At 72.1% G+C, this 17,571-nt stretch carries 24 protein-coding genes; 16 read left to right on the plus strand and 8 right to left on the minus strand.

Annotated features, from left to right (window positions below; translation table 11 throughout):
• Positions 1-163: 163 nt before the first annotated feature.
• From JOD66_RS06765 to flgN, 5 genes are read right to left on the minus strand one after another with little or no spacing between them, the layout of a single operon-like run.
• Positions 164-409: a carbon storage regulator gene (locus JOD66_RS06765; protein WP_204836136.1), complete on the minus strand. Its 246-nt coding sequence runs from the start codon at positions 407-409 to the stop codon at positions 164-166.
• Between the two features lie 18 nt (positions 410-427).
• On the minus strand, positions 428-817 hold the full coding sequence (fliW, locus tag JOD66_RS06770) for a flagellar assembly protein FliW (RefSeq protein WP_239545115.1): 390 nt from the start codon (positions 815-817) through the stop codon (positions 428-430).
• Positions 818-825: 8 nt separating this feature from the next.
• The gene (locus JOD66_RS06775) at positions 826-1,716 is read right to left on the minus strand and encodes a flagellin N-terminal helical domain-containing protein (RefSeq protein WP_204836138.1); all 891 of its coding nucleotides are present in this window, start codon (positions 1,714-1,716) and stop codon (positions 826-828) included.
• Positions 1,717-1,732: 16 nt separating this feature from the next.
• Positions 1,733-3,136, minus strand: coding sequence for a flagellar hook-associated protein FlgK (flgK, locus tag JOD66_RS06780; RefSeq protein WP_204836139.1), 1,404 nt, complete (start codon positions 3,134-3,136; stop codon positions 1,733-1,735).
• A complete protein-coding gene (gene flgN / locus JOD66_RS06785; RefSeq protein WP_204836140.1) occupies positions 3,136-3,615 on the minus strand; it encodes a flagellar export chaperone FlgN in 480 nt (159 codons plus the stop codon). Before flgN ends, flgK begins: the two co-directional genes overlap by 1 nt.
• 236 nt (positions 3,616-3,851) lie before the next feature.
• Between flgN and JOD66_RS06790 the strand changes: the two genes are divergently transcribed.
• Entirely contained in the window at positions 3,852-4,688 is an 837-nt protein-coding gene (locus JOD66_RS06790; RefSeq protein ID WP_307823356.1) for a sigma-70 family RNA polymerase sigma factor, read from the plus strand.
• A gap of 17 nt (positions 4,689-4,705) precedes the next feature.
• Here JOD66_RS06790 and JOD66_RS06795 read toward each other — a convergent pair whose 3' ends face one another.
• On the minus strand, positions 4,706-5,233 hold the full coding sequence (locus tag JOD66_RS06795; RefSeq protein WP_204836142.1) for a DinB family protein: 528 nt from the start codon (positions 5,231-5,233) through the stop codon (positions 4,706-4,708).
• Between the two features lie 133 nt (positions 5,234-5,366).
• Here JOD66_RS06795 and JOD66_RS28980 point away from each other — a divergent pair, with 133 nt between their 5' ends.
• The 5 genes from JOD66_RS28980 to JOD66_RS06820 all read left to right on the plus strand — a co-directional run bounded on the left by JOD66_RS28980 (position 5,367) and on the right by JOD66_RS06820 (position 9,291).
• On the plus strand, positions 5,367-6,488 hold the full coding sequence (locus JOD66_RS28980) for a flagellin N-terminal helical domain-containing protein (protein WP_204836143.1): 1,122 nt from the start codon (positions 5,367-5,369) through the stop codon (positions 6,486-6,488).
• A gap of 79 nt (positions 6,489-6,567) precedes the next feature.
• On the plus strand, positions 6,568-7,911 hold the full coding sequence (gene fliD / locus JOD66_RS06805) for a flagellar filament capping protein FliD (protein ID WP_204836144.1): 1,344 nt from the start codon (positions 6,568-6,570) through the stop codon (positions 7,909-7,911).
• An 11-nt stretch (positions 7,912-7,922) separates the two neighbouring features.
• The gene (fliS, locus tag JOD66_RS06810) at positions 7,923-8,309 is read left to right on the plus strand and encodes a flagellar export chaperone FliS (protein WP_204836145.1); all 387 of its coding nucleotides are present in this window, start codon (positions 7,923-7,925) and stop codon (positions 8,307-8,309) included.
• The gene (locus JOD66_RS06815; RefSeq protein ID WP_204836146.1) at positions 8,306-8,641 is read left to right on the plus strand and encodes a hypothetical protein; all 336 of its coding nucleotides are present in this window, start codon (positions 8,306-8,308) and stop codon (positions 8,639-8,641) included. The genes fliS and JOD66_RS06815 overlap by 4 nt, the downstream gene beginning before the upstream one ends.
• Before the next feature lie 149 nt (positions 8,642-8,790).
• Positions 8,791-9,291: a hypothetical protein gene (locus JOD66_RS06820; RefSeq protein ID WP_204836147.1), complete on the plus strand. Its 501-nt coding sequence runs from the start codon at positions 8,791-8,793 to the stop codon at positions 9,289-9,291.
• 54 nt (positions 9,292-9,345) lie between these two features.
• Here JOD66_RS06820 and JOD66_RS06825 read toward each other — a convergent pair whose 3' ends face one another.
• Positions 9,346-10,404, minus strand: a complete 1,059-nt coding sequence (locus JOD66_RS06825) for a protein-glutamate methylesterase/protein-glutamine glutaminase (RefSeq protein ID WP_307823357.1) — start codon at positions 10,402-10,404, stop codon at positions 9,346-9,348.
• A gap of 72 nt (positions 10,405-10,476) precedes the next feature.
• Between JOD66_RS06825 and JOD66_RS06830 the strand changes: the two genes are divergently transcribed.
• The 5 genes from JOD66_RS06830 to JOD66_RS06850 are packed head-to-tail and all read left to right on the plus strand — an operon-like array spanning position 10,477 to position 13,033.
• A complete protein-coding gene (locus JOD66_RS06830) occupies positions 10,477-11,331 on the plus strand; it encodes a CheR family methyltransferase (protein ID WP_204836148.1) in 855 nt (284 codons plus the stop codon).
• Between the two features lie 11 nt (positions 11,332-11,342).
• Positions 11,343-11,705 (plus strand): response regulator, encoded by a 363-nt coding sequence (locus JOD66_RS06835; RefSeq protein WP_205126279.1) that lies wholly within the window; start codon positions 11,343-11,345, stop codon positions 11,703-11,705.
• On the plus strand, positions 11,702-12,190 hold the full coding sequence (locus tag JOD66_RS06840; RefSeq protein WP_204836149.1) for a chemotaxis protein CheX: 489 nt from the start codon (positions 11,702-11,704) through the stop codon (positions 12,188-12,190). The genes JOD66_RS06835 and JOD66_RS06840 overlap by 4 nt, the downstream gene beginning before the upstream one ends.
• On the plus strand, positions 12,187-12,546 hold the full coding sequence (locus tag JOD66_RS06845) for a response regulator (RefSeq protein WP_204836150.1): 360 nt from the start codon (positions 12,187-12,189) through the stop codon (positions 12,544-12,546). Before JOD66_RS06840 ends, JOD66_RS06845 begins: the two co-directional genes overlap by 4 nt.
• 7 nt (positions 12,547-12,553) lie before the next feature.
• On the plus strand, positions 12,554-13,033 hold the full coding sequence (locus JOD66_RS06850; protein WP_204836151.1) for a hypothetical protein: 480 nt from the start codon (positions 12,554-12,556) through the stop codon (positions 13,031-13,033).
• Positions 13,034-13,046: 13 nt separating this feature from the next.
• Here the strand turns inward: JOD66_RS06850 and JOD66_RS06855 are convergent, their stop codons facing one another.
• Complete coding sequence (locus JOD66_RS06855; protein WP_204836152.1) at positions 13,047-14,108, minus strand: PDDEXK nuclease domain-containing protein; 1,062 nt, start codon at positions 14,106-14,108, stop codon at positions 13,047-13,049.
• A gap of 149 nt (positions 14,109-14,257) precedes the next feature.
• Between JOD66_RS06855 and JOD66_RS06860 the strand changes: the two genes are divergently transcribed.
• The 5 genes from JOD66_RS06860 (at position 14,258) to fliE (ending at position 17,562) form a co-directional block, all read left to right on the plus strand.
• Complete coding sequence (locus tag JOD66_RS06860) at positions 14,258-15,274, plus strand: Ig-like domain-containing protein (protein ID WP_204836153.1); 1,017 nt, start codon at positions 14,258-14,260, stop codon at positions 15,272-15,274.
• A 128-nt stretch (positions 15,275-15,402) separates the two neighbouring features.
• Positions 15,403-16,329, plus strand: coding sequence for an oxygenase MpaB family protein (locus JOD66_RS06865; protein ID WP_204836154.1), 927 nt, complete (start codon positions 15,403-15,405; stop codon positions 16,327-16,329).
• 152 nt (positions 16,330-16,481) lie between these two features.
• Entirely contained in the window at positions 16,482-16,844 is a 363-nt protein-coding gene (locus JOD66_RS06870) for a flagellar basal body rod protein FlgB (protein WP_204836155.1), read from the plus strand.
• Positions 16,844-17,236: a flagellar basal body rod protein FlgC gene (locus tag JOD66_RS06875; RefSeq protein WP_204836156.1), complete on the plus strand. Its 393-nt coding sequence runs from the start codon at positions 16,844-16,846 to the stop codon at positions 17,234-17,236. Before JOD66_RS06870 ends, JOD66_RS06875 begins: the two co-directional genes overlap by 1 nt.
• Positions 17,236-17,562, plus strand: a complete 327-nt coding sequence (gene fliE, locus JOD66_RS06880; protein ID WP_204836157.1) for a flagellar hook-basal body complex protein FliE — start codon at positions 17,236-17,238, stop codon at positions 17,560-17,562. The genes JOD66_RS06875 and fliE overlap by 1 nt, the downstream gene beginning before the upstream one ends.
• Positions 17,563-17,571: the final 9 nt, after the last annotated feature.

Consider the following 17,571-nt stretch of genomic DNA (forward strand, 5'->3'; position numbering starts at 1 on the left):
ACGTCGCGAAGGCAGGGCCGTGCGGGTCCGGTACAGCCGGCACGGGTCGGGAACAACGGCAGACGACGTGTTACAGCCGACGAGAGTCCCCCACCCCAGCGAACAACGTGTTACAGCGCCGCGTTACAGCGCCGCGCTGCAGCGCCGCCGAAACCACCCGACCTCAGGGGCGCGAGCGGAGCGCCTCGCTGAGCGACGCGACGGCCGTGTCGGGCGGGGAGGCCGCGTCGGCGTTGGCGTCGGCGAGCTCGGCGAGCAGCTCGGCGCGGTGGACGGCGACCGAGCGGGGCGCGTCGATGCCGATGCGTACGACGTCGCCGCGGACCTCCAGGACGGTGATCGTCACCGCCTCCGGCGAGCCGCCGCCGATGACGACGCTTTCACCGATGCGACGCGAGAGAACCAGCACGTGGTCGAGGTTAGCGGTTCAGGCGACCAGCGGCGCGGCGAGCGGCAGGTCCGCGTCGTCGAGGATCACCTGGCTGGCCCGCCGGGTGACCGGGTTGACCACCAGCGGCGCGCGCAGGTTGACGGTGGTGTCGGCGAGCGTGGCGCCGGCCCGGACGACGAGCAGCACCAGCACCTCGTCCGCCGAGGACTCGTCGATGCCGAGCTCGGTGGCGGTCTCGTCGTCGAGGTCGAGGGCGTAGTCCGGGTAGAACGGCGCGGGTGGGACGACCACGAACTGCAGGTCCTGGCTGTCGAGCGAGCGGAACCCGTGGAGTACGCCGTCGTCGTCGAGGCGCACCAGCGCGAACCGGGCGTCGTCGGGGAACCCGGGCATCGGGTGCGCGAGCTCGATGACGGGGAGGTCCATGCGCTCGATCATCGCAGGAAGTCCAGCAGGCTGGGCTGCATGACGCGCGAGGTCGCGGCGAGGGCGGCCTGGTAGGCCACCTCCTGCAGCTTGAGGTGCACCGTGGTCTCGGCGAGGTCGGCGTTCTCGATGGAGCTGAGGTTGTTGGTCAGCGACATCTTCGCGTCGTCGGCCGCCTGCGCGGACTGCTCGATGCGCTGGTAGCGGGTGCCGGCCGCGGCCCGGACGCCGGTGACGGTGTCCTCCCGGGCGCGCAGGACGTCGACCGAGGCGGTGATCCCCGCGGTGTCACCGGCGCGCAGCGCGGTGGCGAGCGCGTCGAGCTCGGCGAACACCGAGCTCGCGCCGTCGCCGAAGACGGTGCGGCCGTCGACGTCGACCCGGACCACCACGTCGTCGGCGACCCTCCGGTTGACCGCGCCATCGACGCCGACCCAGGTGCCGGTGTCGTCGTAGGCCCTGCCGGCGGCGGTGACGCCGCCGAAGACCGGCCGCTCGAGATAGCTGGCGTTGGACTGGCCGAGCAGCTGCTCGCGGATCCCGTCGACCTCGATGGCCAGGGCGTCACGCGCCTGCTGGCCCATGGCGCCGGTGTTGGCTCCCTGGAGCGCGAGGTCCCGCGCCCGGCGTACCGCGGTCGTCACCCCGTCGAGGGTGCTGTCGACCTGGGTGAGCCAGCCGATGCCGTCCTGGGCGTTGCGGGCGTACTGACCCTGGTCGGAGACCGAGGTGCGGATCCGCATCGCTGCGGTGGTGCCGGTCGGGTTGTCGGAGGGCCGGTTGATGACCCGCCCGGTCGACAGCCGCTCCTGCAGCGCGGCCAGCTGGCCGAGGTTGCGCTGCAGGTTGGCCAGCGAGCCGTCGGTGAGCATCCGCTGGGTGACGCGTCCGATGGTCATGAGTCCCCCGTGTTCGCTAGCGGCCGACCAGGCCGGTGCGGTTGATGAGCGTGTCGAGGACCTCGTCGAGGGTGGTCAGCAGCCGGGCGGCGGCCTCGTAGGCGCGCTGCGCGGTCACCATGTTCACCGTCTCCTCGTCGAGGTTGACGCCCGCCTGCTGCTCGCGGGCGTCGTCGAGGGCGCCGGCCAGCGCGACCTGGTTGGCCGTACGCCGGTCGAGCGCGGCCACGTCCGTCCCGAGCCCGTTGACCAGCCGCTGGTAGGCGTCCGGGTAGGTGCCGACCCGGCTGAGCAGGTCGGCGTTGCCGCCGTCGAGCGCGCCGCCGCCCACGCTGGAGGCGGCGAGCCGTGCCGGGTCGGTGATCACGACCTGCAGGCTGGCCGCGCCGACCAGCGGGTCGTAGCCGAACAGCGGCCCGCCCGCGGCCCCGGTGGCGTCGTAGCCCGCGGCCTGCTGGGCGTTGACGCTCGCGGCGAGGTCGGCGGCGACCGCGTCGAGGCCCGCACGGTACGACGGCAGCGTGGTGGTGAGGATCTCGGTCACCGCGCCCAGCTCGCCGCTCGGGCCGGCGGATCCGGACGGGAGCACGGTGCTCCCCCAGGAGGCGTCGATCCGGTAGCTGATCGGCGAGCCGTCGGCGCCGCCGGTCGGCGTGATGCCGGAGGCGAGCACGAAGGCGCCTGCCTCCTTGCCCTGCACCAGCGCGGTCCCGGCGACGCTGACGGTGAACTGCCCGTCGGACTCGACGGTGGTGACGGCGCCGGTGAGCTCGGCGAGGCGCAGCGCGAGCTGGTCGCGACGGTCGCGCAGCACGCCCGCGTCGGTGCCGTTCTGCTCCGTGACCAGGATGTCGTGGTTGAGCGCGGCCAGCCCGGAGGCGGCCGTGTTGACCTCGCTGACCAGGTTCGTCGCGTTGACCCGCTGGTCGGCCTCCTCGCCGGTGATGTTGGCGACCTGGCTGCGCAGCGCCTGCGCGAGGGTCTCGGCGCGACCGAGGACCTGCTGGCGCGCGGCGGTGCCGCCCGGGTTGAGGGAGAGGTCCTGCCAGGCGTTGCGCAGGTCGAGCATCGCGGCGTGCACGCCGTTGGGGCCGGGCTCGCCGACACCCTCCTCGACCCGGGCCAGGATGGTGCGGCTGGTGGACAGATAGGAGAGCAGGCCGTGCTCGCGGCGGACCCGCGCGTCGAGGAGCGGGTCGGTCATCCGGCGCACCTCCCCGACCGCGACGCCTTCGCCGTGCCCGTCGTACCGGGACCAGAGCGCCGCCTGGGCGCTGCTGACCGAGGCCCCGACGACGCGGCGCCGGACGTAGCCGTCGGTGCTCGCGTTGGCGATGTTGTTGCCGGCCACGTCGAGGGCGACCTGGTTGTAGCGCAGTCCCGAGAGGGCGGTGTTGATCGACCCGAACGACCCTGCCATCACAGGCTCCGGTCGAGCAGGTGGTGGCGCGGCGCGTCCGCGACCACGGTGCCGGCGTGGGTGTAGCTGGCGGTGGTCGTGCCGCCGATGGCGAGCAGGGTCTCGCGTGCCGAGCGGTAGCCGGCCGTGAGCAGGCCCTTGGCGTCCTCGGACGTCTCCGCGATGTCGCGGGCGATCGCGACCAGCGCGTCGCGGTGGTCGCGCAGGATCCCCGCCCACGGGTCGGGGGCCGCCTCGGCCAGCGCGGCGAGCGAGGGATTGGGCGTCAGCCCGAGCACGGCGGCCGCCTCGTCGGCGGCTGTCGCGCGGAGCAGCTCGGTCGCACGCAGGTCCTCGAGCAGGTCCTCGATGTCCCGGGTGGCGTTCACCAGCCACCGGGTGCGGCCGCTGGCGAGCACCAGCCGCTCGACCTCCAGCCGGTAGGCCAGCGCCTCGAGCATCTCCCGCTCGCGCCACAGGACCTGTGACAGCTTGTCCATGTCTGCTGCGTCGACCACGACTCCGACCTCTCCGTCCGCCCCGAGCTGCGGGGACCTTCGTGTCGTCCCATCGCCCGCGCCACGGCGTACCTGAGCGCTTTCACCGGACGGACGGCGCGGAGATGTCCGTGCGGACCACCCGGACCCGGGACCTGGGTCCCCATTCGGCCGACCGACCGGACACTTGGCGGCCATTGCCCTGCGCGCCGCCACCGCGAGGCCGGAACCTCATGCATGTGAACGCGAACGACACCACCTCGGGTACGGACGAGCTGATCACCAGCCACATGCCGCTGGTGGGCCACATCGTGCGGGAGACCATGGGACGGGTCCCGTCCCACGTCAACCGCGACGACCTCACCTCGGCGGGACTGACCGCCCTGGTGCTGGCGGCGCGCGCGTTCGACGCGACCCGAGGCGTCCCCTTCGACAGGTACGCCGCCACCCGGATCCGCGGCGCGCTGCTCGACGAGCTCCGCTCGGTCGACTGGGCCTCGCGCTCGGTACGCCGACGGGCCCGCGACCTCGCCGAGACCCGCAACCAGCTGGCGGTGGTTCTCGGCCGCACCCCGACGCTGGGCGAGGTGGCGCGCGCGACCGGGCTCAGCGAGGACGAGGTGGTCGCCAACGACGACGACGTCTCCCGCGCGCAGGTGCTGTCGCTGCAGGGCTCGAGCACGACGCCGATCGAGGAGCTGGTCCCGACCCGCGCCCCCTCTCCGGAGGACCTGCTGGAGCACGGCGAGCGGCTCACCTACCTGCGTGAGGCGATCGCCGAGCTGCCCGACCGGCTGCGGACCGTGGTCGAGGACTACTTCTTCTGCGAGCGGCCGATGGCCGACATCGCCGCGGACCTCGGCGTCACCGACTCCCGGATCTCGCAGATGCGGGCCGAGGCGCTCTCGCTGCTGCGCGACGCGCTCAACCACGAGCTGGAGCCGGCCCTGGTCCGCGCGACCGGCAAGGCGGGCGGCGTGGCCCAGCGCCGCCGCGAGTCGTACTTCGCCGCCGTCGCCGCCCGGCACGCGGCGGGGATGCGCCGCGGCGTCAGCCCGCTCGACGCGGTCGGCTGAGCCTGGCGGGCACCGGGCTACTCTCCCACCTGGCCGTCGATCGCCTGCCGGAGCAGGTCGGCATGGCCGTTGTGCCGCGCGTACTCCTCGATCATGTGACCGAGCAGCCAGCGCAGCGTGACCGGCTCGGCCGGGTCGGCGGCCCGGGTCGCCAGTCCCGCGTCGGTCGCCAGCGCGTCGGCGACCACCCGGTCGGAGACGGCGACGGCCTCGTCGTACCACTGCCAGAGCTGGTCGGCGCCGAACTCGTGGGCATGGCGCCACGACCAGTCCGGATCGTCGGAGTCGGCGATCGCGAGCCAGCCGGGACGGGACACCCCGCCTGCGAAGGTCAGGTTGAACCAGCCGGCCTCGACCATGGTGAGGTGCAGCACCAGCCCGGCCAGGGTCAGGTCGGTCGGCGGCAGGGATCGCCGCAGCTCCTCCTCGCCGAGGCCCGAGCACTTCCAGCGCAGGGTGTCGCGGTGGAAGTCGAGGAAGCCCCGGAGGGTCTCGGCCTCGGACCCGTCGACGGGCGGCTGGCGGCGGTCGTCCCGAGTCGTCATGCCGGCACGCTACGGCGCCCGCAGGAATTTTCGGAAGACCTCTCAGCTCGGTGACGGGAGAGCCGAACCACCACGCGACGGGCGACCACGGACGGTCCCCGACCACGTGACCTGATTCCAGGAGGGAACCATCATGGGTCTTCGCATCAACCAGAACATCGAGGCCACCAACGCCTACCGCAACCTGTCGGTGACGCAGGGTCAGCTCTCGAAGTCGATGGAGAAGCTGTCGTCCGGCTTCCGGATCAACCGGGCCGCCGACGACGCCGCCGGTCTCGCGATCTCCGAGGGCCTGCGCTCGCAGGTCGGTGGCCTCAAGGTCGCCGTCCGCAACGCCCAGGACGGCATCTCCGTCGTCCAGACCACGGAGGGCGCGCTCACCGAGGTCCACTCGATCCTGCAGCGCATGCGCGACCTCGCGGTGCAGGCGTCGAACGACAGCAACAACACCGAGGCCCGGGCCAACATCAAGGCGGAGGCGGACCAGCTCACCTCCGAGCTGACCCGGATCGGCAACTCGACCAACTTCAACGGCACCAAGCTGCTCGACGGCAGCGCGGGCACGCTGAACTTCCAGGTCGGCGCCGACGGCGACTCGGACAGCAACATCGCCGTCAACCTGGCCACCGCCAACGTGGTCTCGATCGCGAGCAACCTCGGCAGCGCCGGCGCCAAGTTCGACGTGCTGACGCCGACCGCCGTCACCGGTGCGGTCACCTTCTCCACCACCACCCCCGCCACCACCGCGACCGTCACCCTCGGCGCGGCCGGCACCTACAACACGGTGAACGACGTCGCCGACGCCCTCAACGGCGACACCGGCTTCGCGGCCAATTTCAGCGCGTCGGTCAACGACACCAACCAGCTGGTCGTGTCCTCGAAGGTCGGCGGCGCGGTCGCCGTCACCGCGCCCGGCACCGGCATCGCCGCCGGCGCGACCGTCTCGGGCGGCCTGAGCTTCGCCACCCACGCCGACGCCCAGGCCGCGATCAACACGATCGACACCCAGATCAGCGCGGTCTCCACCGCCCGAGCCAACCTCGGTGCGTACCAGAACCGGTTCGAGCACACGATCGCCAACGTCAACGTGGCGATCGAGAACCTGTCGGCCTCGGAGTCGCGGATCCGCGACACCGACATGGCCTCGGAGATGATGAGCTTCACCAAGTCCCAGATCCTCTCGCAGGCCGGCACGGCGATGCTCGCGCAGGCCAACTCGGCCCCGAACGGCGTCCTGCAGCTGCTCCGCGGCTGATCGAGCACGTCTCCCTGCTGCCGGTGGGGCCCTCGGCCCCACCGGCAGCTGCCGTTCCTGACACCCTCCGGAGGAATCGATGGCAACCGCGAGCATCGGCGGACTGGCCAGCGGCCTCGACACCGCCACCATCATCAGCCAGCTGATGTCCCTGGAGGCGGTGCCGCAGGGCAAGCTGAAGACCCAGCTCGCCACCGAGCAGACCCGGCTGTCGAGCTACCAGCAGCTCAACGCCCGGCTCGCCACGCTCGGCGGCACCGCGGGCTCCCTCGCCTCCACCTCCACCACGACCGGCACCTGGTCGGCGCTCAAGGCGACCTCGAGCAACACCGCGGTCAGCGTCACCGCGACCAACAGCGCCCAGCCGAGCGCGTTCACCGTGACCGTCGGGCAGACCGCGCTCAGCCATCAGCTCGCCTTCACCGACGCACACGCCAAGGGCGACGTGGTCACCGGCTCCGGCACCGACGTCGTGCTCAAGCGCTCCGGCCAGGCCGACCTCACGATCAGCACCGCCGGCGGCACGCTCGAGCAGGTGGCAACCGCCATCAACGCGGCCGACAAGGGCGTCCGCGCCACGCTGGTCAAGGTCGGCAGCACCGGTGGCACCGACCAGTTCCGGCTGCTCGTCGAGTCCACCGCCACCGGTGACGCGTCGGCCTTCGAGCTCACGGCGGCGGACGGCTCGGCCCTCCTGGGCGGTACGACGGTCCGCGCCGGCCGCGACGCCAGCATCACCATCGGCGGGATCACCGCCACCTCGGCGACCAACACCTTCACCGACGTCACCCCCGGTGTGACCATCACCCTCGGCTCCAACGCCACCGGCTCCAGCGACATCGCCGTCACCCGTGACGCCGCGACCCGCTCGGCCGCGGTGACGTCGATGGTCAACGACATCAACGGCATGCTCGAGGCGATCGCCACCGCCACCGCCCACAACGCCGACGCGACCAAGGCGGGCGTGCTGTCCGGCGACAGCACCCTGCGCGCGGTCTCCAGCAGCCTGGCGACGGCGATCTACCCCGAGGACGGGACCTCGCTGGCGACGTACGGCATCCAGCTGGACCGCTACGGCAAGCTCACCTTCGACGAGGCCAAGTTCGCGGCCGCCTACGCCGCCGACCCGGACGCCGTCACCGCGGCGATCACCGGCAAAGACGGCTTCGCGGGACGGGTGCAGGCGGTCGCGGTCAGTGCCAGCGACAAGATCACCGGCACCGTCACCAACGCCGTCAACGGCCGCACCGCCGCGATCAGCCGGCTCAACAAGAGCATCGAGGCCTGGGACGACCGGCTCGCGCTCCGACGTACCTCCCTGGAGCGGCAGTTCACCGCCCTGGAGACCGCCATGTCCCAGATGCAGAGCCAGTCCAACTGGCTCGCCAGCCAGCTCAGCGCCCTGACCAAGTCCAGCGAGTGAGGACCGACCCCATGTACGCGACCCACCGCAGCGCCCAGTCCGCCTACCGCGACAACGCGGTCGCCACGGCGTCCCCGGCCCGGCTGCTCGTCATGCTGGTCGAGCGGCTGGTGCTCGACGCCGAGCGCGCCCTCGCCGCGCAGCGCGCCGAGGACTGGCCCGAGGCGCACCGCCACCTGCTGCACGCCCAGGACATCGTCCTCGAGCTCGAGCACAGTCTCGACGTGGACCGGATGCCCGCCGGCAAGCAGCTCGCGAGCCTCTACGAGTTCCTGCGCAACCGTCTGGTCCTCGCCAACGTACGTCGTGAGCCCGGCCTCACCGCCGAGTGCCTGACCCTCGCCCAGCAGCTCTGCGACACCTGGCGGGAGGCCGCGCTGGCGGCGGCGGTCTCGTGACCGGCCCGCAGCGACCCGAGCGCCCGTCGTCGTGGACCGAGGCGCTGGACCGGCTCGAGGCCCATGCCGACCACGCCGAGCAGATGCTGCGCGGTGTCCCCGCGGGCGGCACCGGCGCGGTCCTCGAGCCGTGGCTGCCGCCCGCCGACCTCGGGCCGCTGCCCGGCGAGCTGGTGCCGCGCGCCCGGACACTGCTCGCGCGCCAGCAGCGGCTGATGGCGGCGATCCCGGCCGTGCTCGACGACAACCGCCGTCAGCAGCAGGTCGCCGACCGGGTCGGCCGGGCCACGACCACGCCCCCGGGGCCGGTCTACCTCGACGTCACCGCCTGATCCAGGCTGAGCTCGCCACCAGCGGGCACCCGCCACGGCAGCGAGTTCTCCACAGGACGACCGGGCACGGTCGACAGCGCCGCCGCCGCGGCCTACCGTCCTCGGCACACCGGTTGAGAAGGCCGGCGCTTCCGACGCATAGTGACGGGGTGGGCTTCATGACGCTCGGCGACTGGGCGACCATCATCACGATGGTCGTCGGCGGGCTGTCCGTGCTGCTCACCTTCGTGCACCGCCTCGACTCGCTGCGGGACGAGATGCGTGCCATCGCAGCCGAGATCCGCGAGGAGGTGCGAGCCGGTGATACCGCCACCCGCGAGGAGGTGCGAGCCGGTGACACCGCCACCCGCGACGAGATGCGAGCCGGCGACGCCGCCCTCCGCGACGAGCTCACCGCTCTCCGCGACGAGATGCGAGCCGGTGACACCGCCCTCCGCGAGGAGCTGAAAGAGGTCGCGACGACCATCCGCGACGAGCTGGCGAGCCATCGACGCGAGGTCAAGGAGGAGATCTCCGGGCTCCGCGTCGACCTGCGGCAGCTCCACCACAAAGTCGATCGCCAGTACGAGATCCAGAACGGGTTGATCTACGACCTCAACACCCGGGTCACCGCCCTGATCGCACGCGTCGACATGCCCGACACCGCCTGACACCGCCTGACACCGCCTGACACCGCCTGACACGACCGGCGCGTCGCATCGTCCTCAGGCAGCCCGGGAGCGCCGCACCGTCGCGACGATCCGGTCGGCGAGCCGGTCGAGCGCGAGCACCTCGTCGGCGAGCCCGGCACCGGCGACCGCGCCGGGCATCCCCCACACCACCGAGCTCGCCTCGTCCTGGACCACGATCCGGGCGCCGGTCGCGGCGAGCTCCCGCGCGCCGGCGAGGCCGTCCTGGCCCATCCCGGTGAGCACGGTGGCGAGCGCACCGGCGCCGTACACCTCGACCGCCGAGCGGAAGAGCACGTCGACGGCGGGCCGGCAGAAGTTCTCCTGGGGTCCCTGGTCCAGCGCCACGCGTACGCCGGCCGCGGAGCGCCGCAGCCGCAGGTGGTGGTCGCCCGGGGCGATGAGCACCTCGCCGGGGAGCGCCTGCTCGCCGTCGACGGCCTCGCGGACCGAGAGCGCGCTGACCTTGTCCAGCCGCTGGGCGAGCATGCTGGTGAAGACCGGCGGCATGTGCTGGACGACCAGGACCGGGACGCCGAGGTCGGCGGGCAGCCGCGGCAGCAGCCGGGCGAGCGCGTCCGGGCCGCCGGTCGAGCAGCCCACGAGCAGCGCCGACACCGGCGCCACCGCGGGCCGGGTCCGCTCGCGGCGCACGACCGGGACCGACGTTCCGGGCGTGAGCTTGCGGATCCCCGCCAGGGCACGGATCCGGGGCACCAGCTGGTCGCGGATCGCGGCGATGCCGTCGGCGATCTGACCGGTGTTGGAGGGCTTGGTGACGTAGTCGCTGGCCCCGCGGGACAGGGCGTCGAGGGTCGCGGTCGCGCCGCGCTCGGTCAACGTGGAGAACATGATGACCGGCAGCCGGGCGTGCTTCTCGCGGATCTCGGTCAGCGCGCCGAGCCCGTCGAGGTTCGGCATCTCGATGTCGAGGGTGACCACGTCGGGGACGAGCTCGTCGACCAACCGCACGGCCTCCACGCCGTCGCGCGCCACGCCGGCGACCTCGATGTCCGGCGCCTCCCGGAGCGCGGTCGTCACCAGCCGTCGTACCAACGCCGAGTCGTCGACGACGAGCACCCTGATCTGAGTCACGTCCCGCTCATCGGCCCGGGCCCGGGTTGTCTGAGGGCTCAGGTCGTCCGGGACACCGCCGATGGAGCGGGCATGACGACGTCCGCCTCCTTCGCCTCGGTCTCCGCGCTCGTGCGCCGCGAGACCTCGATGGTGTACGACGAGGGCAAGGAGTATCTCGTCGAGGCGCGGCTCAACCCGCTCGCCGCCGCCCGCGGCCTGGGCCTCGAGGAGTACGTCGCGCGGCTGGCCTTCGACGCCGAGGAGCGGCGCAAGGTCATCGACGCGCTGACCATCAACGAGACGAGCTGGTTCCGCGACCACACGCCGTACCAGGCGTTCACCGACGCCATGCTGCCCGCGCTGCTGGAGGGCCGGCGGCTCACCCGGCGGCTGCGGATCTGGAGCGCGGCCTGCTCGAGCGGGCAGGAGGCGTACTCGATCGCGATGCTGCTCGACCAGCACCTCCCGGAGGGGTGGACCTACGAGATCGTCGCCACCGACATCTCCACCGCCATGCTGGAGCGGGTCCGGGCCGGACGGTACAGCCAGGTCGAGGTCAACCGCGGCCTGCCCGCGACCAGCCTGGTCCGCTACTTCACGCGGGTCGGCCGGGAGTGGGAGATCGCCGACCGGCTGCGCGAGCGGGTCACCGTCAAGCACCTGAACCTCGCGGCGCCCTATCTCGGGCTGGGGACCTTCGACCTGATCTGGCTGCGCAACGTCCTCATCTACTTCGACGCGCCCACCAAGCAGGACATCCTGCGCCGGATGCTGCCGATGCTCGCCGACGACGGCTACCTGCTGCTCGGCTCGTCGGAGACCACCCTCGACCTGCCCCCCGAGCTCGCGGCCGCCTGGCAGCGCGAGCAGATCGGGCGGGTGCCGGCGTACCGACGGGCCACGGCCCGGACCCTGACCCCGTCCCTCACCAGCACAGGAGCCTGACCGTGCGCGCGATGATCATCGACGACTCCCGGGCGATGCGGAGCATCCTGCGCCGCATCGTCACCGACCTGGACTTCGAGACCAGCGAGGCCGAGCACGGCCAGGCGGCGTTGGACCAGATGCACGCGGGCGTCGTCCCCGATGTGTGCCTGGTCGACTGGAACATGCCGGTGATGGACGGCTACACCTTCATCACCGAGGTGCGCGCCAACCCCGCGTGGCGCGACGTGACGCTGATGATGGTGACCACCGAGAGCGAGCAGCGGCAGATCGTGCGGGCGCTCGCCGCCGGTGCGCACGAGTACGTCATCAAGCCGTTCACCCCCGACGCGATCGTCGACAAGCTCTCGCTGCTCGGGCTGGTGCCGGCATGAGCGCGGTGCTGCCCACGGCCGAGGTGCCCGCGGCCGACGACCTCCTGGCCGTCACCGAGGACGTGTGGCTGGCGCTGCTCGGCGACGAGGCGGTGCTGCTGCCGCGCGCCGTACCGGCGGGATCGCCGTTCGACGCCGCCGCCTGGTCGGCCGCCACGACGATCAGCGGCGGCTGGCAGGGCGTGGTGACCGTCGAGCTCGACGAGTCCGTGGCCCGGCGGCTGACGACCCGGATGCTCGCGCTGCCCGAGGCCGAGGAGGCGAGCGACAGCGACATCGCCGACGCCGTCGGCGAGCTGGTCAACATGGTCGGCGGCAACGTGAAGAGCCTGATGCCCGGCCCGAGCGCGCTCTCGCTGCCCGCCGTCGCCGCCGGGCGCGCGGCGTTCGCGAGCGACGCGGCCCTCGCCTGCCGGCTCGACCTCGCCTGGCAGGGCGACCCCGTCCGCGTCTCCGTCCACGTCCCCCAGGAAGGCCCCCGATGAAGATCCTGATCGCCGACGACAGCCGCGTGATGCGGCAGATCGTGATCCGCACCCTGCGCCAGGCCGGGCACGGCGGGCACGACATCGTCGAGGCCGAGAACGGCCGCCAGGCCCTGGAGCTGGTGCGGACCGAGGCGCCCGACCTGGTGCTCTCGGACTGGAACATGCCCGAGATGAACGGCATCGACTGCCTCTCCGCGCTGCGCGCCTCCGGCTCGCAGGTCGCCTTCGGCTTCGTCACCTCGGAGGGCTCGGAGGAGATGCGCGAGCGGGCCGCCTCCGCCGGCGCCGCCTTCCTCATCGCCAAGCCGTTCACCCCGGAGGCGTTCGACGACGCGCTCCGCAGCGTGATCTGAGCGACCGATGGCCGTCCACCTCCCCCAGCCCAAGCAGCTGCGCGACCTCCTCGCCGACCTCCTCGGCCGCGACGTGACCCTGTCGCCGTCCGCCCCCTTCGCGCCCGGCCCCGACACCCCCGCCTCGGTCGCCCTGTACGTCGACGACAGTCTCCGGATCGGCGCCCTCATCGCGTGCGACCTCGCCTTCTCGGCGTACGCCGGCGCGGCGCTCGGCCTGATCCCCGTGGCCGACGCGGCCACTGCCGTCGGGGACGGCAAGGTCACCGACGCGATCGGCGAGAACCTCTATGAGGTGCTCAACATCGCCGCCTCGACGTTCAACGTCGCCGGCGCCGACCACCTGCGGCTGCACGCGCTCCATCCCGCCGGGCCACCGCTCGACCCGCAGGTGCGGATCAGCACGCTGACGCTCGGGCGGCGGGAGGACCTGGCCGTGGAGATCGGCGGGTACGGGTCGGGGTTGCTCTCCGTCGTGCTGCTCTGAGGCACGCGCCGGGTCATGCGGGTCGTTCCCGCTCAGCGGCTGGCCAGCGCTGGGACAACGGCATATCGACTGCCGCGATGACTTGCTCCGGCGCGGGCAGGCCGCTGCGAACGTCGGCGGGGAGGGTGTCGTAGGTGTACGTCGCGACCGCCATGGCCTGACCGACGCCAGACAGCGCGTACTGAACGACACGCTCGTTCTGCTCGGCGCACAGCAGGATGCCGACGGTTGGATGGTGGGCATCGGGATTGCGCCGCTGGGCATCGACGAGCGCGACATAGAAACCCAGCTGGCCAAGGTCCTGGGGACTGAACTTCCCGATCTTGAGCTCGACGACCACGAAGCGCAGCTGATCGAGGTGGAACAGCAGCAGGTCGACGTAGCAGTCGTCGCCGTCGACCTCGAAGTGGACCTGACGACCGACGAAAGCGAACCCGTTGCCGAACTCGCGCAAGGTGTCCTGGATCCGTCCGATCAGCTCGTCCTCGAGCTCACGTTCGCTGATCTGCCCGGACAGGTCGAGGAAGTCGAAGACGTAGGGGTCCTTGGTCAGCTCCTGCGCGAGCTCGCACTGCTCGGGCGACATGGTGCTTCGGAAGTTCGACGGCGCGGCGCCGACGCGGAGATGCGACTGGTTCTTGATCTGGTTGAGCAGCACCGACCGAGACCAGCCGTGGACGACCACCTGGCGTGCGTACCAGTCGCGTTCGGCCTGCTCGTCCAGCTTCTGAAGCAGGGTCATGACATGGCCCCACGGGATTTGGCCAACGGGCTGTTGGCCAATGGTGACGCCGGGGTACGCAGCCGCGAACTGGCGCATGGACTTCAGGTTGCTGCGGGACAGACCTGTCATGTCCGGGAACTGCCTGCGCAGGTCGTCCGCGAGCCTGTCGATGACCTTCGCGCCCCATCCTTCGGCGGCCTGGCGCCGCAGGATCGTGGTGCCGACCTCCCAGTACAGCTCGACGAGTCTCGTGTTGACGGCACGGATGGCCACCGTTCGTGCGCGACGTACCTGCGCACTCACCTCGTCGAGGAGCGCGGCGTAGTCGTCGGGAAGGGATAGGTCAGCCACGGGCGCATCGTGCAGCAACGGTCCGACGGATCATTCGAGCCGACGGCCGGCTCTGACCGGACCCCGGGACAACCCCGGGACAGCCCCAGGGACAAACCGGGGACCGCGGCCCTCCGGACCGGGACGAGCCGCCTCCTAGCGTCCCCGCCATGAACCCCCAGAACCGCAAGCGAAAGTCCCTGTTCGCCCTCGGCGCGAGCCTTCTCACCGCCTCTCTCCTGGCGTTCGCCGGCCCGGCCCATGCCGCCGGCGAGTGGCAGGACGGCAGCAGCCAGTCCGACACCATCCGCGACTGCTGGACCGGTGAGCTCAGCACCGGAGTGACGGCCAACACCGGGTGGTGGTCGCCGACCGGCGAGGTGCCGAAGGTGGGCGAGCCCTTCCTGCTGCACGGCTACGTCGGCCTGGTCGGGCTGCCGTGCGGCAGTGGCGTGGCCGTGGTGCCGGAGATGATCTTCGACGAGACGGCGTTCGGCTACCCCGACGAGCCGATCAAGTGGGGCATCAACGACATCGACGACCCGACGCCGACCTTCACCACCACGCCCGTGGAGGTGACCCGCGGGGTCAACGGCGGCATCGCGATCCCGACGGCCGGTGGCAAGGCGATCACCCTGGAGCGCGGCGAGATCTTCGAGTTCCAGGTCGTCGTGGTCGCCAAGCGCGCGCTGAAGGGTACAGCGACGCCGGCACCGAACTGCCCGGAGCGGACCGCGGGCATCGCGCCGTGCTCGGTCGCCAGCTCGGGTGACCACCTGCAGGTCGCGTTCAAGGTCGCCGGCCATGGCGGCAACAAGTCCTTCGTGACGCCGTACGTCCCGCTGTTCGCGGCCGGCCCGGAGGCCGGCGGGGGCGGCGGCGGTGGCGCCGTCGCGAAGGTCCCCTCGACCACCAGCGCGAAGTTCAAGGTGTCGGCCCGCAGGAAGGGCAAGGCGACGGTCACCGTGCAGGCGGGCAAGGCGCCCACCGGCCAGGTCGTCGTCCGCGACCTCGCGCGCAACGGCCGGGTCGTCGCCCAGGGCACGCTCACGGCCGGCCACGGCGGCGTCCTCAAGCTGAAGGTCGCCAAGCTCGGCAAGGGCAAGCACCGTCTGGTGGCCCAGTACGCCGGCTCGGCGGGCGTGCACGCGTCGAGCTCGGCGGCCACCAAGGTCCGCCTGAAGTGACCTGACCTCGCCACCGGCGCCCGGCTCCCCCAAGGGGCCGGGCGCCTTGACGTGCCGTCGCCCCGGGGCCTACGTTGCGTCCACGACCATCTGAACACACCCGTTGACAGATAACTCGAGGACCCGCCGTGCCCCGGACCGCTCCCACCACGCTGCTCGGCACCGTCTCCAGCCTCGGCACGACGAGCGGCGTGGCCAACATCATCCAGCAGCTCGCGCTCCCGCCGGTCGGCGAAGGCGTGAGCGAGAGCCGCGTGGTGTCGGGGAGCCCGCGCCGCCGGCCGTTGAAGCGGGCCCGGACGACCGGCCAGTACCTCGCCCTCGCCGTCGCCGGCAACGAGGCCGACCGGGCCGCGATGCGTGGCGCCGTCGCGGAGGTGCACCGGCACGTCCGCTCCGGCCCGGACAGCCCGGTGGCCTACAACGCCAACGCCGCCGACCTGCAGCTGTGGGTGGCGGCCTGCCTGTTCCGGTTCTTCGTCGACCAGCACGTGCTGCTGTACGGCGAGCTCGATCGCGCCCAGCTCGACCACCTGCTCGCCGAGGCCCGCCCGCTGGCCACCGGGGTCAACGTGCGGGCCGAGCGGTGGCCGGGCGACTGGGCCGCGTTCGAGGAGTACTGGTCGGGCATGCTGCCGCGGCTGGCGATCTCCGAGGAGGTGCGCCGCGACTTCGAGTCGCTCGCCGACCTCGGCTTCCTGGGCGAGGCCTGGGGCCCGCCCGGCCGACTGCTCGCCCGGCTGCTGGGACCTGCGTACCACTTCCTGACCCGCGGCAACCTGCCGCCGCACTTCCGCGAGCTGATGGGCTGGACCTGGACCGCACGCGACCAGCGCCGGTTCGAGCGGGTGCTGGTGGCGCTGCGGTGGGCGGACCGGCTGGGCAATCGTGTGCTGCTGCGGCTGGTCTACCGCCTCTACGTCGCCGACTTCCGGCTCCGGCGCCGGCTCGGCCTGCCCGTCCTCGGCCGGCTGCGGGTGTCGGACGTGATGGTCCGCGACGGCGGGGGCCGGCGGCGGATAGCACGCCCCCGGCAGGCCGATCGGTCGAGATAGTCAGGACCTAGTCCCAGTCGCGGGCGCTCAGATCCCCGGCGGCGACACCGATCAGGCACGGTGAGCGACGGATTGCTCGCCCTTGCCGACGGACCGGCACCGACTGTCGCACCGACCCCTGACGGGACCGGTGCATCCCCAGGAGATCGACCGTGTCCTTCGCCACGTCCGATGCCGTCGGCTTCGTGTTGCACTCCGCGATCAACGGGCTGTCCCAGCGCCAGCAGGTGATCGCGGACAACATCGCCAACGTCGACACCCCGGGCTTCCGGGCCCGCAGCGTCGAGTTCGAGTCCGCGCTCTCCCGTGCGATCGAGCGCGGCCGCGCCGCGACCGGCGAGCTCACCGCGACCGTCTCGGCCACGGACACCCCGGTCGGTGCCAATGACAACAACGTCGACCTCCGCAAGGAGTCGATCGCCGCGATCCAGACCCAGTACCAGTACCAGATCATGGGCCGGGCGATCAGCGACCGCGACTCCCGCCTGAACCTGATGGCCGGAGGTGCGGCCTGATGGGCGCCTTCGAGACGCTGCGGATCGCCAACACCGCCCTCGGCGCGCACCAGGTCTGGCTGGACGCGCTGGCCGGCAACATCGCGAACGCCAATACGGTCAAGCGGACCAGCGAGGACGCCTTCCAGGCGACCTACGTCGTCTTCGACCCGCGCGCCGACGGCGGCGTCGACGTCGCCGGCTTCGCCGAGGGCGACCCCGAGGGCCGCATGGTCCACTCCCCCGGGCATCCGCTGGCCGACGAGGACGGCTACGTGCGGCTCCCCGACATCGACATGGCGGCGCAGATGAGCCAGCTGGTCATGGCCCAGCGCGGCTACCAGGCGTCGGTCCAGGTCACCAAGACCGCGCAGGACACCTACGGCGCGGCGCTCCAGATCGGCGCCCGCTGATGGAGATCACGCCGCTGCAGTTCCCGTCGCTGTCCGGCGCCGACGCGCTCGGCTCGATCGCCGCGCCTCCGAGCGCCGACCAGGTCGCGCCGTCGACCGGCCCCGACACCGAGTTCGGCTCCCTCGTCCTCGACGGCCTGGACCGGCTCGAGGGCCTGACCGACAAGGCCGACGGCCTCGCCGTCCAGGCCGCCACCGGCAAGCTCGAGAACATCCACGACTACACGATCGCGGCCAGCGAGGCGTCCGTCGCCAGCCAGCTGACGGTGTCCCTGCGCAACCGCGCGGTCGAGGCGTTCAACGAGATCATGCGGATGCAGGTCTGAGGGAACGAC

Origin of the sequence: Nocardioides nitrophenolicus, from assembly GCF_016907515.1 — a bacterium.
In the GTDB taxonomy this organism is placed as follows: Bacteria; Actinomycetota; Actinomycetes; order Propionibacteriales; family Nocardioidaceae; genus Nocardioides; species Nocardioides nitrophenolicus.

What these genes read in the sequence shown, in the direction of transcription:
- fliW (WP_239545115.1), bottom strand. Translation starts at nt 817, where the DNA reads ATGGACCTCCCCGTCATCGAGCTCGCGCACCCGATGCCCGGGTTCCCC.
- JOD66_RS06775 (WP_204836138.1), bottom strand. Translation starts at nt 1,716, where the DNA reads ATGACCATCGGACGCGTCACCCAGCGGATGCTCACCGACGGCTCGCTG.
- flgK (WP_204836139.1), bottom strand. Translation starts at nt 3,136, where the DNA reads ATGGCAGGGTCGTTCGGGTCGATCAACACCGCCCTCTCGGGACTGCGC.
- flgN (WP_204836140.1), bottom strand. Translation starts at nt 3,615, where the DNA reads ATGGACAAGCTGTCACAGGTCCTGTGGCGCGAGCGGGAGATGCTCGAG.
- JOD66_RS06795 (WP_204836142.1), bottom strand. Translation starts at nt 5,233, where the DNA reads ATGACGACTCGGGACGACCGCCGCCAGCCGCCCGTCGACGGGTCCGAG.
- JOD66_RS28980 (WP_204836143.1), top strand. Translation starts at nt 5,367, where the DNA reads ATGGGTCTTCGCATCAACCAGAACATCGAGGCCACCAACGCCTACCGC.
- fliD (WP_204836144.1), top strand. Translation starts at nt 6,568, where the DNA reads ATGGCAACCGCGAGCATCGGCGGACTGGCCAGCGGCCTCGACACCGCC.
- fliS (WP_204836145.1), top strand. Translation starts at nt 7,923, where the DNA reads ATGTACGCGACCCACCGCAGCGCCCAGTCCGCCTACCGCGACAACGCG.
- JOD66_RS06830 (WP_204836148.1), top strand. Translation starts at nt 10,477, where the DNA reads ATGACGACGTCCGCCTCCTTCGCCTCGGTCTCCGCGCTCGTGCGCCGC.
- JOD66_RS06835 (WP_205126279.1), top strand. Translation starts at nt 11,343, where the DNA reads ATGATCATCGACGACTCCCGGGCGATGCGGAGCATCCTGCGCCGCATC.
- JOD66_RS06840 (WP_204836149.1), top strand. Translation starts at nt 11,702, where the DNA reads ATGAGCGCGGTGCTGCCCACGGCCGAGGTGCCCGCGGCCGACGACCTC.
- JOD66_RS06845 (WP_204836150.1), top strand. Translation starts at nt 12,187, where the DNA reads ATGAAGATCCTGATCGCCGACGACAGCCGCGTGATGCGGCAGATCGTG.
- JOD66_RS06850 (WP_204836151.1), top strand. Translation starts at nt 12,554, where the DNA reads ATGGCCGTCCACCTCCCCCAGCCCAAGCAGCTGCGCGACCTCCTCGCC.
- JOD66_RS06860 (WP_204836153.1), top strand. Translation starts at nt 14,258, where the DNA reads ATGAACCCCCAGAACCGCAAGCGAAAGTCCCTGTTCGCCCTCGGCGCG.
- JOD66_RS06875 (WP_204836156.1), top strand. Translation starts at nt 16,844, where the DNA reads ATGGGCGCCTTCGAGACGCTGCGGATCGCCAACACCGCCCTCGGCGCG.
- fliE (WP_204836157.1), top strand. Translation starts at nt 17,236, where the DNA reads ATGGAGATCACGCCGCTGCAGTTCCCGTCGCTGTCCGGCGCCGACGCG.